The following is a 15,876-nucleotide window of genomic DNA, read 5'->3' on the forward strand; positions in this document are numbered from 1 at the left end:
AAGTAGAGATTGATGTCTAAAAATGAAAGGGCAAAAGGTGGAAAAAAGGCAAAAAACTGACAATCATCTGTAAAAGTTTTCCACATTATGTTAAAAGCTCTATGAATAGGGATTTTAGGAGAATTTACCTTTATGCAAAGCTATTAATTGGCACTATTCAATTTAAACACCTACCATAAAAACCTTTAATAAAAACCAAAATCAACTAAACAACGTAAAACCTCAATATTAGTTTTATCTACAACGGGCGCAAAATGATTGAAATTTTTAACCTTCTGCTTGTTTCTTGGAGAAATTGTGGGTCTTGATATATTCGGCGAAGGCTTCTTTGAGCTTGAATTCTATAGCCGCCCTGTTAAAATTCTTTCGGTAGTTCTTTGCGAGGTCGTGGGCTTGATCTGCGTAAGCCAGAAAAATATCGAAGTCGTACTCGTCCAAACCATATTTGGTGTAATAATCTAAATCGATAACTGATTTTACACGTTTGTAGAATTCCTGGGTTTCTGTATAGTCCGCTGTGGTTTTCGGAGATGATGTTGCTTTTCCGACCAAACCGCTGATCGCTCCTGCCAATTTCATCAGATTCAGTTGTCCTGCTGCAAAATCGGGCTGTTTGAAAGCGGAAGGCGTTGTGGCTCTTGCTTCCACTTCAGTAAGCGGCGTCTTCATATAAAGACTCATGGCACTGTTGAGTGCCACAATTTTCGGAGGCGGATTAAGTCTTGTGACATCCTTCTTCAGGATTCCGGTTGGTTTGAAACTGAGCTTGACTTCTTCGATCTCTTGTGGAATGGTCGTTAGTTTGACTTCCAGATTTTTTGAAAAATTATCCGGCGTTAACGAAATCAGTTTCCTTTCATAGCCTTGCCTTACGATTCTCAGCTCATCGAAAGGTTTTGCCGGGATGGCAAAGTTTCCCATCTTATCAGACACTACAACCTGGTCGGTTCGCAGATTGTAAATGCTCGCACCTGGTAGTTTATCCCCACTTTCGTTGGCAATGTTCCCCAGGACATAATCTGACTGTGAGAAAGTCTTTATGGAAATAAATGTGATAAGGAGAAATAATAATTTAATTTTCACGCAATTAAGTTTGTACAAAATTAGCTTTAATCAGCTCTGATATTGTACCGAAAGGATTTTGGGAGAGATAGTTTAACCGACTTTAACCAGTTTTGTGACTTTTTTAGAATTTGGAAGTTTTGGTTTTGTTAAAATTATTTTGAGAATGATTTTGCTTGTTGCAGTTTTAAACAAAAAGGGCGCAAGGTTTTTTATCATTATCGAGATTATTTAAGCTTTGCAAGGGCGTTTTGTTCATCGATCTTTTTATTACTCGCTGATTTGGCGGATTATGCTGATTTTATTTTTGAGCTAATTTGTTTTGAAGGGGAAAATTTCTAATTGTTAACAAAGTTTGTTTTTTGCGAAGCGCGTGAGGGATGGTAGTGGAAATCCTTTTTGTCTTTGTTGAAACGTGCTTCGAGAACCTCAGCATGACAAAACAAAAAGATTGGAGCGGACAGCCCGACCCGAGCTGTAGCCCTTCGACAGGCTCAGGATGGCAAGCGGCTGCGAGGGGCACGCCCAAATTTGGTTTTTTGGTAAATAGTTGTTAGTTGGCTGTTTTATTTGTAAATTTGTAGTCTTATTTAAAAAACGGGGTTGACTGGTTTCGACAGCAAGGCCAATGGGTAAGTAAGCATGCAGAGAACCGTAGCGCGATCTCTTAAATCCCTTGCTACAACATTTTAACTGGCAACGAAGAGTTCGCTCTTGCAGCTTAATAATCGAAGTTTAGTAGATTCAAGCGTTTCCCGAAGATAGTAAGGAAGCAAGATGTCCCACAAATGCTCTGTTCTGCGGCGTTTGATCCTGGGATATAGGAATGCAGGAATAAGGTTTTGGGTGCTTTGACCAAAACTCGAAAATTTCAGAAGTTAAGGTTTAGGTTGGGTGTTTGCTCTCTGCCTGAGCTCGAAAATCAACAGCAAAATAAGCATGTAGAAAGCTTGCGTATTGCTTGTTTGGACGAGGGTTCGAATCCCTCCAACTCCACTTTATACACAATTAGGCACTTTTAACGAAGTGCCTTTTTTATTGGAAAATACATTCAAAAACCTTTATTAAAAGCAATTAACCACAAACAAAGCAATGGTTTTTCATTGTATCAAATTGTAAATAATTGCAAAATTGTTGGTACAAGTGTTGGTACAGACACAAATTGTACCAACATTTTATTTACCTTTGGATTGTTCAAATATCAATACAATGGCAAAGAAGTTTTTTATCCGTATAAAAACAGGGACAAATTCAACAATTTACTTTCGCTACAACAAAGGAAGAGAATTTGAAGTCACACTCAAAACACCGTATTCGATTAATCCTGAGAACTGGGATGAGAAAAACGAATATTGTATAAGCAGAGCTAAGAAAACCCCAAAAACAGCTTTGGAGAGAAATTTCAATACTGAAATTGCATTACTGAACAGCAATCTTGCATTATTAAAATCCGAAGTTTCTATATTTCTAACAAATAATCCCAATGCAACAAAAGACGAGATTAAGGATTTTTATAACACAAAGTTTCTGCCCGAAAAGGAGGAGCAGCCCAAAGCAGCAAAATCATCAATACCTATTAACCTTGCAGATTTTATAGATTATTATATCAAAGAAAAAAGCAAACGAATAGAGGGCAAACAAGATCCTATTACCGAAGCTACACGTAAAAAATTAATAACCATTAAAAACCGCATTGTATCATTTGACAAGAAACTTTCTGTAAAAGATATTGGCGATGATTTCCGAGACGATTTAACGGAATGGATGCAAAAGGAAAAATTTAGCGCAAGTACAATTATAAAAGACTTAAAGTACATTAAAACCATTTGTAGCTTCGCCTCCAAAAAGAAAGTTGATGTTAATAGCGAGGTCTTACATTGGGAGTTTATGAAAGTCCGACAAAGCTATGCCCCGCCAATTTTATCCTTTGCAGAATTAAAACAAATACAATCCACTATATATCCTCACGACTACTTAGAGAATGCAAAAGATTGGTTAATTATCGGATTTTACACGGGAGCAAGGGTATCGGACTTATTAAATTTTGATGCAAAAAATATTATTGATGAAAATATTTTAAAATTCCGTCAAAAGAAAATTCAAAACCAAACACACGATTCGGAGGAATATATTTACCTGCATTCAGAAGTATTAAAGGTTTTAGAAAAAAGAGACGGGCAATTTCCCCGTAAAATTTCTGACGTAAAATTAAACCTATATATTAAAGAGGTATGCAAAATTGCAGGCTTAACACAAAAGATGACAGGAGGAAGGAAAGATAAAGAGCAAGGCGAACGAGGTAAAAAAATAACTAAAGAATACGAAAAATGGGAACTTGTTACAACTCATATTTTCAGACGTTCATTTGTTACTAATTTTATTGAAGTGCTTGGAAAAGAGAATATCAAAACGCAAACAGGTCATAAAACAGATGATATGGTAAATCTCTACAATAAAACCGAAAAAATAGATAAGGCAAGACGAGTAGCAGAAAGAATGGAGAGTTTTTTAAATATTGTATAATTAATTTTCATCTAAAATAATATCCTCAAATATGGAAATTACCATTTACTGTACATATAAAGATTTCAAAACTTACTATCTAAATGATTTTAGAGTATTAAAAGAAAATCAAGCTATATCAATCCGAGATTACTATTCAATTCTTTCAGAAAAATATCGTTTCATTTTCAATTCCTTTCCTTTGGGTAAAGATAATCAGCAGGAGAAAAAAAGTTTCATCGAATCAACATTTAATAAAGAAAGGTTGGAAAACTTTTTTCTGCAATTAATCATAAAAGAATTTGCTATCACTTATGAAAATGCCTATGAGATAACAGACAAAATGATGGATGAAATATTTCATATTTTCACATTCTTGGATGAGGAGATTTTAAAATTACCCGAACAAGATGCACCTAAGAAAAAAATTAAAATAACACTCTCAAATTCAAAAAAAATTGCTCTATTATTTGAGTTAGGAATATTTGAAACTCCAATAATGAAATCACTTACTCCAACAAAACAAAATGAAATAATAGGCTTGCTATTGGATGCAGACCCCAAAGAATTTGTTTATAAAAACCGACTAAATTTAATCTCAAAAAGCCCTAAATATCAAATCGAAAAATATACTGCTTACCAGTATTTAGACGAAATGAAAGACCTCATCAATAACACTAAATAAGACCCTATGAATTATTGACGGGAGCGAAATGGGAGTACTTTTGCACTCCCTCATTTACGTATCCAAATATTTTTGTCCCATAATTAAACAATACAATTATGGACACGCAGATTCAATTTATTGGCACTTCGCCCACAGATTTAGTAAGCGAAATTAAAAATGCTCTAATCCCCGAATTAAGAGAGCAGCTCGCAAAGGATTTCCAACCCAAAGAACCTACTCAATACCTCACCCGTTCCGAAGTCTGCGAACTGTTGCAGATTGATTTAAGCACCCTACACCGCTGGCGCAAAGAGGGTACGCTCACTGCGTACCAAATGGGTAACCGCATTTATTTCAAACGTTCCGAAATTGACGAGTACATTAACAAAAACAAGCTTCTTTAAGCTCGTCAATTTATCAGCTCTACAAAACAATAGTCTAATCTAATCGTCAAGTTGTGAAAATAAAAAGGGATTGCAAATGCAGTCCCTTAATGTTCAAATATGTAATAGAGGCAACTATCACACTTGGCAAATTTTACGCAATAATGTTAGACCACATTAAACAAATTACACTTTGCCAGCACATAATAAACCGCTTGCTAAATCATCCTGATTTTGTAGTGTGCAAACCTCTAAGCAATTACTATTATAGCGTTTGTCATAAAAAAATTGGTACAAAATTGCGCTTTGATTTTCGCAAGTCAGTGGAAAATGGAAAAGTTATAGGCTACCATCACGTAGAAATTAATCTATTTCCTCATTATCATTACAACCGTTACAAGCACAATGGTAAAGATTTTAGACCCATAGAGTGCATTAAGACACTAAAACAAATACTTAATTTAATCGGAATAAAAGAAACCGAATATGAAGAGTTAAGCGTTATTAATATTGAGTTTGGGTTAAACCTAATTTTAAATATGTGTGTAAAAAATTTTATTAATGGTCTGCTATACTCCAGTAAGACTAAATTTATTATTCCCGACTCAAAACATAAATACTCTAAAGCGACAAATTCTAATTACAAAAAAATAAAATGCTATGCAAAAGGCATTCATTGCCACGAGAAATTAAAAGCGTTTGAAATTGATATTAATACTTTCCGCTTTGAAGTAAAAAGCAAGCAATCCAGCTATATTAATAAACTTGGAATTAAGTATATTAATGATTTACTGACAATCGAAAATTACTCCCGCTTAATGCAAGAACTAATTAAGCAATGGGAAAGTGTTTTAATTTTAAATTTAAACCCTGATTTAGCAGGTTTAACGCCTAATGAATTGCAATTCGTCAAAGACGCAAATAATATTGAATACTGGAACGATTTGGAAAATAATAGCAGCAGGAATAAGTTTAATCGTTATAAAGAAAAATATTACAAAATACTTATTGGAAAAAATAATCTGCACCATCAAATTAAGTTACAAATTATTGATAAACTTGTGCAGTTACAAAGTGGTGCAAATTCCACACAGCCAACCTTCATAAATACGAAAAAAAGACAAGTCAGCAGCGCAGCCGCTTCAATGATAAACTTGGAATATGCACCACCTCAACAATATTTAGGCTATAAGAACCCAGGTCACTTACCTACTTCCGTACCTCCTACATAAGCTCTGTTATTGGCATAACAATAGCGGTTATGGGGTCAAATTCACAAGAATATTGCACGTGAAAATAAAAAGGGCTTTTAACAAAGCAGCCGCCCTGCGCTCCACAGACCGCAATAGCCCATAAACAGAGACTGTAAAGCTCAAAAGACTATTAAGCCAGCAAGTAGCAAGTGTAAAAAATACAGACAGGGCAACGGGATAGACGGTGCAGCTCGCTGCCTCTTAGTGAGTTTGCATAGCCTCTTCGGCTGCTTACTACTCTATACTAACAAGCTATAACCAGTTGAGGTAATAAACTCTTAAAAAAGCAGCAAAAGTATAGCGCACGCTCTAAAAGCCAAAAAGCTTTTATTTATCGTTCTTTAAGCTGCTAACGAGATGAAAAGACATCAGTACAAGTAATAAGTTCGATACAAAAAGCCCTATAAAAGCGTACAAATTTTAGCCATTTTTAAGGGTTGCTGTCGAATAAAACAGAGCTTTCCGTATAGCAACTTTTTAGAGCGAAAAGCGAACGGAAAACGGGCGGAGTGTTTAGCGCCCTTTAAAAAACGAAAAAACCTGCACCCATCGTCCTTTTAGCTCCTTATTTGCCAAGCCCCCTGCCATACAACAATAGGTACTAAACAATATTACTATGAAAAAATAATGTTTTTTAGGTGCTGTGGTTAAATAAAACAGTGATATTTACACGTAGAGAAAATACTCTTTTAGGCGGCGCAAAAGGAGCTAAAAAATGTAAAGGGTAAAGCATCCTTTGAAATAGATAAAAGCCATTACCCATAGTGCTTTGAGCTTCTATTACATAAAGTTTTATGCTTTACATCAATAGATGCTTTACAAAGGAGCTGTTAAAAAGCGGCAATTTTTAAACGTTTTTTTTGTGCTTGCCATTAAATAAAATATAGTTTTTCCACACGTAAAATATTTACAAAATAGCCTAAACCGTGCTGTTCACTAATAGGCACTGTTCAAATCCTATAAATTAGCAAAATGTTAAACAACCTGTTTATCGGTGTTTGCTTACTTATCACAGGTAAATATTGAAAATAGCGACAAGCAGCCTTTTGCAGAGTGAAAAGGGGTAAAAACAAGCGAATTTTAGTTAAACTTATTTTAGGCGATAAAAAAGCTCTGAAAGGATTATAAATAAAGGTTTTAAGCGCAATCATCTGCGATTAATCGGTTAAAAAATTTTACTATAGTCAATCACCTTAACAAGAACTGCAAATTTTAACCTATGTTTTCGCATCACGAAAAGCCTGTTTTTGCAAAATATTGTGGGGATTCTTTGCAGCATTTTAAAAAACGCTAAATTTGGAACATAAATTTTTACGAAAAAAAAGCGTCTGCTTTTATTCTGTTGAAAGAAATCTGGTAAATTTTAAACAACACAGGATAAACAGTTTGATGCCCCTCCTATGGCGGGGCTATTCTTGTTTATGTTGTACGGCTTACCAGAGCCTCTTTCAGTAAATTAAGTAGTAGTCCCCGCTTTTTTACATCTAAACTTTAGCTTTTCTATTTGGGACTGGTAGAATATCTTTTTGAAATGAAGAAAAGTATTTTACTCGATTTTCTTATTTCTATATGCGGATTTCCGTAAGGAACTTTCTTGCAGTATGCTTTCATTTGCATATAAGCCAGTAAACGGCTCGAAATTCCATTTTAAATCAAAAATCAAACATCACAACTAAATCTGAAATAATAACGCTTAAAATCAATATTTATGAACGCTAAAATTTATTTGCTCAGCGCAATGTTCGCCACAACTATTTTTACAAATGTCTCTGCACAGGATGCAACCTCAACGCAAAGCCCTCCACCAAACCAAAGCGGACAACCTGCTACTCAATTTTCAATCACAAAAGACAAAGGTTTAACTGACTTTATTGTAGTGGGCTGCGAGGGCAAGACCAAAGAGGAGCTTTACAATAAAGCTATGGAATGGATTAACAAGACCTATAACAAGCCAAGCGAGGTTATCAAGGCACAGGTAGAAAACGATTACATCCGTTTTCAGGGCGTGAGCAAGGATAAATACTGCTGGACTAACCTTATGAGCTTCTGTGATGATATACGCTACGAAGTTGAGGTTTCATTTAAGGACGGGAAATATAAGTTTGCCGTTCTTGGATTAGAAAATTATCACGTTACTGGAGCAAGTGGCATCAGACGTTGGGACAAAGTAGATTATAAAGACAGCTGGACACATTTCAAAAAGGACGGCGAAGTACGAAAGATGTATGCCAATAATATTACTCAAATTGCAGGCTATTTCAATGACCTCAGCAAAGACTTGTACGATTACATCTACAACAAAAATGCCGCTGCAAAGCAGAATGACTGGTAAAATACAGTTCGTTGTAAAAGCGTAGGGTCGGTTTTAAAACCGACCTTTTTTATTTCCTAAATTAATTGTTGGTCGAATTTCGTTTAAATGATTACATTTGACAAATATTGTCAAAACAATAAGATGGTAGCAGAAAGATTAAGAGAGTTAAGGGAGCAAAATAAACTCCCCTTGCGTGTAGTAGCAGAAGAGTTAGATATTGATGTTGCTATACTAAGTAAATTAGAAAGAGGAGAACGTAAATTGAATAAAGAACTTGTAAATAAGTTCGCTAATATTTATAATGAAAATCCAGACACCTTGATGATTTTATTTCTGAGCGATAAAATTCTTTATGAGATTCAGGATGAAGATATGGGAGAAAAAGCTTTAAAAGTGGCTGAAAAAAGAGTTAAATATTTAAAAGCTAATAAAACCAAATGAACATAAAAGAACTTATTCAAAAGTACGAGTTACAAAGGGAATATTATCTTACTCCTAAATATAATGAAACGCTTCTACGTAGTGATTTCTTAGACCCATTTTTTGAACTGCTTGGCTGGGACATAAAAAACAATGCAGGAAAATCAACCAACGAAAGAGAGGTAATTTTAGAAGAAGCATTAAAAGAAAATGCTTCCGAACATTCAAAAAAACCTGATTACTCATTTAGGTTATTCTCAGAAAGAAAGTTCTTTTTAGAGGCTAAAAAACCTTGTGTAGCAATAGAAACGAATAATGACACAGCAAAACAAGTAAGACGTTATGGCTTTACAGCCAAACTTAAAATTTCAGTTTTATCAAATTTTGAACACCTCATCATTTATGACACTTCTGTAAAAGTTGATGAAACTGACAATTACACTAAGGCATTAATAAAAAAGTATCATTACACCGAATACGAAAGTAAGTTTGAGGAAATCATAAAGTTATTAGGTAAAGATGCGGTTTACACAGGTACGTTTGATACTGAATGGCAAACCATTGAAACCAAACTAAATCAGCATTCAATTGATACACTTTTCCTGCAACAATTCAACGAGTGGAGGAAATTATTAGGTAGTGAAATTTACAAGCACGACCCAAAAATAAATGAACATAATTTAAACGATATTGTACAAAGTTATTTGAACAGAATTTTGTTTTTGCGGGTTTGTGAAGACCGAAATTTAGAAGACTACCAAACGCTTCTAAAGTTTGCTAATGCAAGTGATTTCAACGCACTCATCAAAAAATTTGAACAAGCTGACAAAAGATATAATTCAGGTTTGTTTGACCAGTTACTTAAAGATAAAATTGTAGAAAATATTAGCTCTGCATTTTGGATAATTATTAAGCAATTGTATTATCCAGAAAGCCCATACTCATTTAGTGTATTTTCATCCGACATCTTAGGTAGCATTTATGAAATTTTCTTATCCGAAAAATTGACTGTTCAAGACGGAAAAGTTGAATTGATAAAGAAACCTGAAAATATTGATAGAGATATTGTAACCACGCCTACATTTATCATCAACGATATTTTGCGGAATACGGTTTTACCAAAATGTAATGATAAGAACGACAAAGAAATTCTGAAACTCAAATTTGCAGATATCGCTTGCGGTTCTGGAGCATTTTTACTGGAACTTTTTCAGTTGTTGAATGATATTTTAATTGACTACTATTTAAAAGCAGACAAAACAAAACTTATTCAAACAAATATTAACACTTACAAACTCCCTTTCAAAGTAAAGAAAGAACTGTTATTGAATTGTATTTATGGAGTTGATAAGGATTTCAATGCAGTAGAAGCTGCAAAATTTGGCTTATTGCTCAAATTATTAGAAGATGAAAACACGTCTTCTACAAATGCAAGCAAACCCGTTTTGCCTGATTTGTCTAACAATATTTTCTTTGGCAATAGCTTGTTAAATCCAGCACAAGTTGAAAAGAAAAATCAATCCGAAATCAATCCGTTTGATTTTTCAGAACTTCGTTTTGATGTAATTGTTGGCAATCCGCCTTATATGAAGTCGGAGGATATGAAAAACATTACACCCCTTGAATTTCCACTTTACAAAGCAAATTATAATTCAGCATACAAGCAGTTTGATAAATACTTCTTATTCCTTGAACAAGGAATAAACCTTTTAAATAGTGATGGTATTTTGGGTTACATTGTCCCAAGTAAGTTTACAAAAGTTGGCGCAGGTAAAAAATTAAGAGAAGAACTTTCAACAAAAGGATATTTACATTCTATTGTTTCGTTTGGTGCAAATCAGATTTTTGCAGATAAAACAACATATACTTGTTTGTTGATTTTAAGCAAAACACCGCAAAATAATTTCCAATACACAGAAGTAAAAAGTCTGAAGAGTTGGAAGGTTCGTGAACCAAATGCAGTGAAATACGAAATTCAAAAAACAGAAACCTTGGATAGTGAAGTTTGGGTGTTAATTCCAAGCGAACTGAAGCCTATATTTAAGAAAATCATTTCACAATCTTCCACACTTGAAAATTTACTTGGAGAAAAAAATATTACCAATGGAATCCAAACCAGTAAAAATCCACTTTACATAATATCGCCAGATAAAATAGATAATTCGTTTGTTTATTTTGAAATTAAGGGTAAAAAATGGAAAATCGAAAAGGACATTGTTCGCCCATATTACAAAACGCCTTCCAGTAAAAAACTTAAAGAAAAATTCAATACTTATAATTTTTTAAATCCAAATTCCTTTGTCGTTTTCCCTTATCAAAAGCAAAATGGAAAGGTTGATGTAATTCTTGAAACAGAACTTAGTAATAAATTTCCATTAGCACACAACTATTTCAAATACTATGAAAAAGAAATAAAAAGTAGAGATGTAAGTCCTCCAATCAATAAAGATGATTGGTTTAAGTTTGGAAGAAGTCAACATTTAGATAGTTGGGAAGCCGAAGAAAAAATAGTTGTTGGTGTATTATCAACAGGAGAAAAGTACCCTATAGACAAGAGCAAAACAATAGTATCATCAGGAGGAACAGCAGGATATTGTATAATAGCTATACCCAAAACTTGCGATTATTCCATTTACTACATTCAAGCCATTCTCAACTCTAAATATTTGGAGTGGTTCAGTGCGTTGTATGGCGAAGTTTTCAGAGGTGGTTACATAGCAAGAGGTACAAAAGTTCTGAAAAATCTGCCAATCAGAAAGATTGATTTTTCAGACGCAAAACAAAAAATACTTCACGATAAAATTGTAGAAATTCAAAAAGAATTAATTGGAATTTATGACCAAATAGATGCAAATTCAGGAAACAAAAGGAATTTAGTTCCACTGCAAGGACAATTTGCAAGGGAAAAAGCCAATTTAGAAAAGCTATTAGCCAAATTATACGATTTAGGCGATGATGATTTATTAATCCCTTTAATCAAAGATTTGTATGAAACTAATTGAGAACGCAACAGCTGAAAAATTAAGGGGTGGATTTTATACACCTGAACCTATTGCCGAATTTATTCTGCGTTGGGGAATTAATGGCAGTACTGACTTTGATATACTTGAACCAAGTTGTGGTGATGGTGTTTTTTTAGAACAATTAAACAATTTAAACTCAGAATACAATTCTATTACAGCCATTGAGTTTGACGAAACGGAAGCAAAAAAAGCCGATAAAATCAAACTCAAAAACAAGCAAGTAATCAACGACGATTTTCATAACTATTGTAATAACACTGAAAAACAATTTGATTTAATTGTTGGTAATCCGCCTTACATCCGATTTCAATTTTTTGACAGAAATCAGCAAGCGGAAGCTGGAGATATTTTTATTAGAGCAGGTTTAAAATATTCCAAATTAACTAATGCTTGGGTGTCCTTTGTAGTTGGTTCTTCCCTATTGTTAAAAGATAAAGGCGGGAAAATCGGATTTGTTTTACCAGCAGAAATTTTGCAGGTTTCTTTTGCTTTGCAATTGCGAAAATTCATTGCACAGTTTTATAACAAAATCAATATTATTTCGTTTGAAAAATTAGTATTTCCTGATATTCAGCAAGAAGTTGTTTTATTGCTCTGCGAAAAGAATGAGACAAACGAACACAATATAGAACACATCGAATTAAAAGATGCAAGCGAGCTGAAAACCCTCGACACTACAAGATTAAAAACTCCTCAAAAGAAAATTGACTTCAAGTCTAACAAATGGACTTTCTATTTTTTGGAACAAGAAGAAATCGATTTTTTAGAAAACATTGCGAAAAAAAGGAATATTCCAACACTTGGAAAATACGCAAAAGTTGAGGTGGGAATCACAACAGGAGCAAACGATTTTTTTACTGTTCCGCTTACAACCGTTGAAGAATACAAACTTCAAGATTATGCAAAACCAATGGTTGGAAGAAGTGTGCAAGTAAATAGCGTCATTTTTACAAAAGACGATTGGGAGAAAAACAAATACTCAAAAGCTAAAGCACATTTATTGGCATTTCCTGAGAAAAAAAATCTAAATGAAGCAAACGGAGTAGTAAACTACATTGCTCACGGAGAAAGTTTGAATATCCATAAAGGTTACAAAACAAGGATAAGAAATGATTGGTTTGTAGTGCCATCTTTAAAAGTTTCGGATGCTTTATTTATAAGAAGAAATAACCTTTATCCAAGGTTAATCATAAACGAAGCAGAAGCATACACTACTGACACAATGCACCGTGTCTTTGTAAAGCCTGAAACAGACATTAAGGCATTAACAGCAAGTTATTACAATTCGCTTTCATTAGCATTTGCGGAAGTTTCAGGGCGAAGCCACGGAGGTGGCGTATTAGAATTGATGCCCAATGAAGCCGAAAACATATTACTTCCATATCACAAAAACAATGTAGAACTATTGTCAAAAATTGATGAATTGATACGAAACAAAACAAATATTGAAGAGGTATTACAAATCACAAATGAGGTAATTTTAAAACAGCATTATAGGTTGACACAAAAAGAAATTGATTTGGCTCATAGTATTTGGAGAAAGTTGTCAAAACGTAGGTTAAATAGAGGAAAATAAAATGTAAATTAAAAATTTATAAAAGTATGTGGGCAGATAATGAAACATCGGAAGACTTATTAGGATTTAAAGTACACGCAGATTTGTTAATCAATATAATCAATGATAAGTCTGTCTTACCAATTACAATAGGAGTTTTTGGTGATTGGGGAAGTGGAAAATCCAGCATCTTGCAAATAGTAAAAGAAGAATTTGATAATGAAGATGATAAGGATTCTCTCTGCATATACTTTAATGGATGGACTTTTGAAGGGTATGACGATGCTAAAGCTGCCTTACTAAATTCAATTCTTAAAGAATTAGAGGATAACAAAAAGATTTCCGAAGAAATTAAGGATACAATAAAAGAAAAAGCAAAGAAGCTTTGGAAGTCTATTGATTGGATGCGTGGAGCAGGTATGGTTATGAAAAATGTTGCCTTGCCCGCTGTTTCTGCATATTTTACAGGAGGGCTTAGTTTAGTTCCTTTTGCTATTCAAAAGCTAACCGAATGGGGAGATAATCCAGAAAAAATAATTGAAAAACTTCAATCGGAAGAAGGGAAGGAAATATATAAAGCCTTCGTAAAAGAAGGAAAAGAAGAAGATAAAAACACTATAAATGCAGTTGCAGAATTCAGAAAAGATTTTTCGGAACTTTTAGAAGCTACAAATTTCAAAAGATTAGTTGTAATTATTGATGATTTAGATAGGTGTAGTCCTGAAAGAATTATTGAAAACCTTGAAGCAATTAAACTTTTTCTAAATGTACCCAAAACAGCATTTATCATTGGAGCAGACCCTCGAATTGTGAAATACGCTATTGAGCATAAGTACAAAAACAATAAAGAAATTGAAGAAGATAACAACCGGATTGTTATTGATTACTTAGAAAAATTAATTCAGCTTCCTTATTCTTTGCCAAGACTTTCGGAATCAGAAGTTGAAACTTATATATCAATGCTTATCTGTAAAAAAGAGATTGGCGATACCAAATTTGAAAATGTGCTTACTGAATTTAAGAAGTATAGATTAACGAATAAATATTCTGCGTTTGGATTGTCAAATTTTGAAAAGATTTTAGAAGCAGAGGAATTTGGAAAAGTTAAAGATAGTGTAATTACGATTCCTGCCTTAGTACCATTAATTACAAATAGTTTGTATGGAAATCCCCGACAGATTAAACGGTTTCTAAATACATATACTATCAGAAAAAGGCTTGCAGAAGTTGCATCATTACAAAGCTTTAATGATGCCGTTCTTGCAAAAATGATGATACTTGAATATTCAGAACCGAAGTTATTCAAGAAGTTATTTGAATGGCAAATAATTCAAGATGGAGTACCAAAAGAAATAACTGATATAGAAGCTCTATGCAAAGAAAAAGGAATTGAAGACGTTATTTCAGAAATAAAAGATTCAGATTTCAAAGAATGGAGTAAACCTAAAATAATAAAATGGTTTCAAATTGAGCCTCTATTATCGGGAGTTGATTTACGAGATTATTATTGGATTGCCCGTGATAAATTAGAAAATTCTATCACTGCAACTAGTATGATTCCACCAGTAGTAAGAGCATTGTTTAATGAGCTATTACCCGATAATATGACGACAACAGTTACAAAATCTCTATTAACTGAAAAATTTGAACCTTTCAGTGATATTGAAAAAGATGCGTTTTTCAACCTTCTATCTTCAAATTTAAAAAGGAATCCTCAACAAAAGCGGTTGTATGACATTTTCAATGCAATGACAGAAGATAAAATTGAAAATACAGTTTATCACTATATTGAAACTCTTAAAATAATCAGCGTATCAGATATTGAACCTGCGGTTGCTACGAGATTAGCAGACTTTAAATCAGAACCTGAAATTGGAACTTTTTTGAATGATTATTTCAAAGATGGAAAATCAAGAGCAAGTAAGGCATTTAATTTAAAAAAATAGAAATGGGGACATCTAAATCATTTTCTGATGTAAAACACTCAATGGTTCCGAACTGGGGTACGCTTAGTTCTTCGCTTACCTCAAATTGTAACTCTTCTGTTCTTCCAGCTCAGAAGCTACAGAACATTATGGGACATTTTGTTTCAGCATTGGGCGGAGCATCAACAGGAGGACGTGGCGGTTCAAAAGCAGGAGGAAGAAGCAGTATTAGAACTGCAAAGAAAATCGGAGGAGTTTTTTCAAAATTTATTAGTTCGGGTAATAATATTAGAGAAACGCTTGAATCTACTGGTTTAACAGATATTGACAATAAAACGGTTGGTGATGTAATTAATCATTTGATTGAGTATTGTTCCGGTAACGCAACTTCTATTGATGATAATGCGGCAAAAGAAGCTACAAGATTATTATTAGAAGAACTAATGGGGCAAGCTGAATCCATTGATGAGGTACAGACTATGTTGGAAGAAACCTTTACAGCTAATACATTGGAAGATGTAATAATAAAGTATTTCGGATATTACATCAATGAGCTTTTATCAAAGTGGTTCTATGAAAATTTAATAAAAAACAAGAGTGAAAATGATTGTAATAATCTTTTCAGTCAGATAAAAAATTTCATTGTTGAAAGAGTTGGCGATATGCATAAAAGAAATCCATTACAGAATATTGATTGGAGTTCTGATGAAGCAGACAGGCTTGTAAAAAATATTCAACAAGATATATTAACCGTATTTGAATAGTTATGAGA

General features: G+C 33.6%; 11 protein-coding genes and 1 other RNA gene. 11 read left to right on the top strand and 1 reads right to left on the bottom strand.

All coding sequences use genetic code 11. The annotated features are described in order from the left end of the window. Positions 1-267: 267 nt before the first annotated feature. Positions 268-1,083: a carboxypeptidase-like regulatory domain-containing protein gene (locus K319_RS20990; RefSeq protein ID WP_051230537.1), complete on the bottom strand. Its 816-nt coding sequence runs from the start codon at positions 1,081-1,083 to the stop codon at positions 268-270. A gap of 578 nt (positions 1,084-1,661) precedes the next feature. Between K319_RS20990 and ssrA the strand changes: the two genes are divergently transcribed. From ssrA to K319_RS0108395, 11 genes are all read left to right on the top strand, one after another. Continuing rightward, positions 1,662-2,061, top strand: a transfer-messenger RNA (tmRNA) gene (ssrA, locus tag K319_RS21315). Between the two features lie 210 nt (positions 2,062-2,271). Beyond that, on the top strand, positions 2,272-3,585 hold the full coding sequence (locus tag K319_RS0108350; RefSeq protein ID WP_027383251.1) for a tyrosine-type recombinase/integrase: 1,314 nt from the start codon (positions 2,272-2,274) through the stop codon (positions 3,583-3,585). Positions 3,586-3,616: 31 nt separating this feature from the next. Further along, the gene (locus K319_RS0108355) at positions 3,617-4,249 is read left to right on the top strand and encodes a hypothetical protein (RefSeq protein ID WP_027383252.1); all 633 of its coding nucleotides are present in this window, start codon (positions 3,617-3,619) and stop codon (positions 4,247-4,249) included. 98 nt (positions 4,250-4,347) lie between these two features. Beyond that, positions 4,348-4,635, top strand: coding sequence for a helix-turn-helix domain-containing protein (locus K319_RS0108360; protein ID WP_027383253.1), 288 nt, complete (start codon positions 4,348-4,350; stop codon positions 4,633-4,635). 89 nt (positions 4,636-4,724) lie between these two features. After that, positions 4,725-5,846, top strand: coding sequence for a hypothetical protein (locus K319_RS0108365; protein ID WP_027383254.1), 1,122 nt, complete (start codon positions 4,725-4,727; stop codon positions 5,844-5,846). Between the two features lie 1,729 nt (positions 5,847-7,575). Next, positions 7,576-8,199 carry a DUF4468 domain-containing protein gene (locus K319_RS0108370; RefSeq protein ID WP_027383255.1) on the top strand — a complete coding sequence of 208 codons (624 nt, stop codon included), beginning with the start codon at positions 7,576-7,578 and terminating at the stop codon, positions 8,197-8,199. 123 nt (positions 8,200-8,322) lie between these two features. Further along, a complete protein-coding gene (locus K319_RS0108375) occupies positions 8,323-8,622 on the top strand; it encodes a helix-turn-helix domain-containing protein (protein ID WP_156907073.1) in 300 nt (99 codons plus the stop codon). After that, positions 8,619-11,603, top strand: coding sequence for an Eco57I restriction-modification methylase domain-containing protein (locus K319_RS0108380; RefSeq protein WP_027383257.1), 2,985 nt, complete (start codon positions 8,619-8,621; stop codon positions 11,601-11,603). The genes K319_RS0108375 and K319_RS0108380 overlap by 4 nt, the downstream gene beginning before the upstream one ends. Further along, positions 11,590-13,200 (top strand): Eco57I restriction-modification methylase domain-containing protein, encoded by a 1,611-nt coding sequence (locus K319_RS0108385; RefSeq protein WP_027383258.1) that lies wholly within the window; start codon positions 11,590-11,592, stop codon positions 13,198-13,200. The genes K319_RS0108380 and K319_RS0108385 overlap by 14 nt, the downstream gene beginning before the upstream one ends. A gap of 26 nt (positions 13,201-13,226) precedes the next feature. Beyond that, positions 13,227-15,125 carry a KAP family P-loop NTPase fold protein gene (locus tag K319_RS20020; protein WP_051230538.1) on the top strand — a complete coding sequence of 633 codons (1,899 nt, stop codon included), beginning with the start codon at positions 13,227-13,229 and terminating at the stop codon, positions 15,123-15,125. Positions 15,126-15,127: 2 nt separating this feature from the next. Further along, a complete protein-coding gene (locus K319_RS0108395) occupies positions 15,128-15,868 on the top strand; it encodes a hypothetical protein (protein ID WP_034671593.1) in 741 nt (246 codons plus the stop codon). The last annotated feature ends 8 nt before the right edge of the window (positions 15,869-15,876 follow it).

The sequence above is a fragment of the Epilithonimonas caeni DSM 17710 genome, assembly GCF_000426465.1.
Lineage (GTDB): Bacteria > Bacteroidota > Bacteroidia > Flavobacteriales > Weeksellaceae > Epilithonimonas > Epilithonimonas caeni.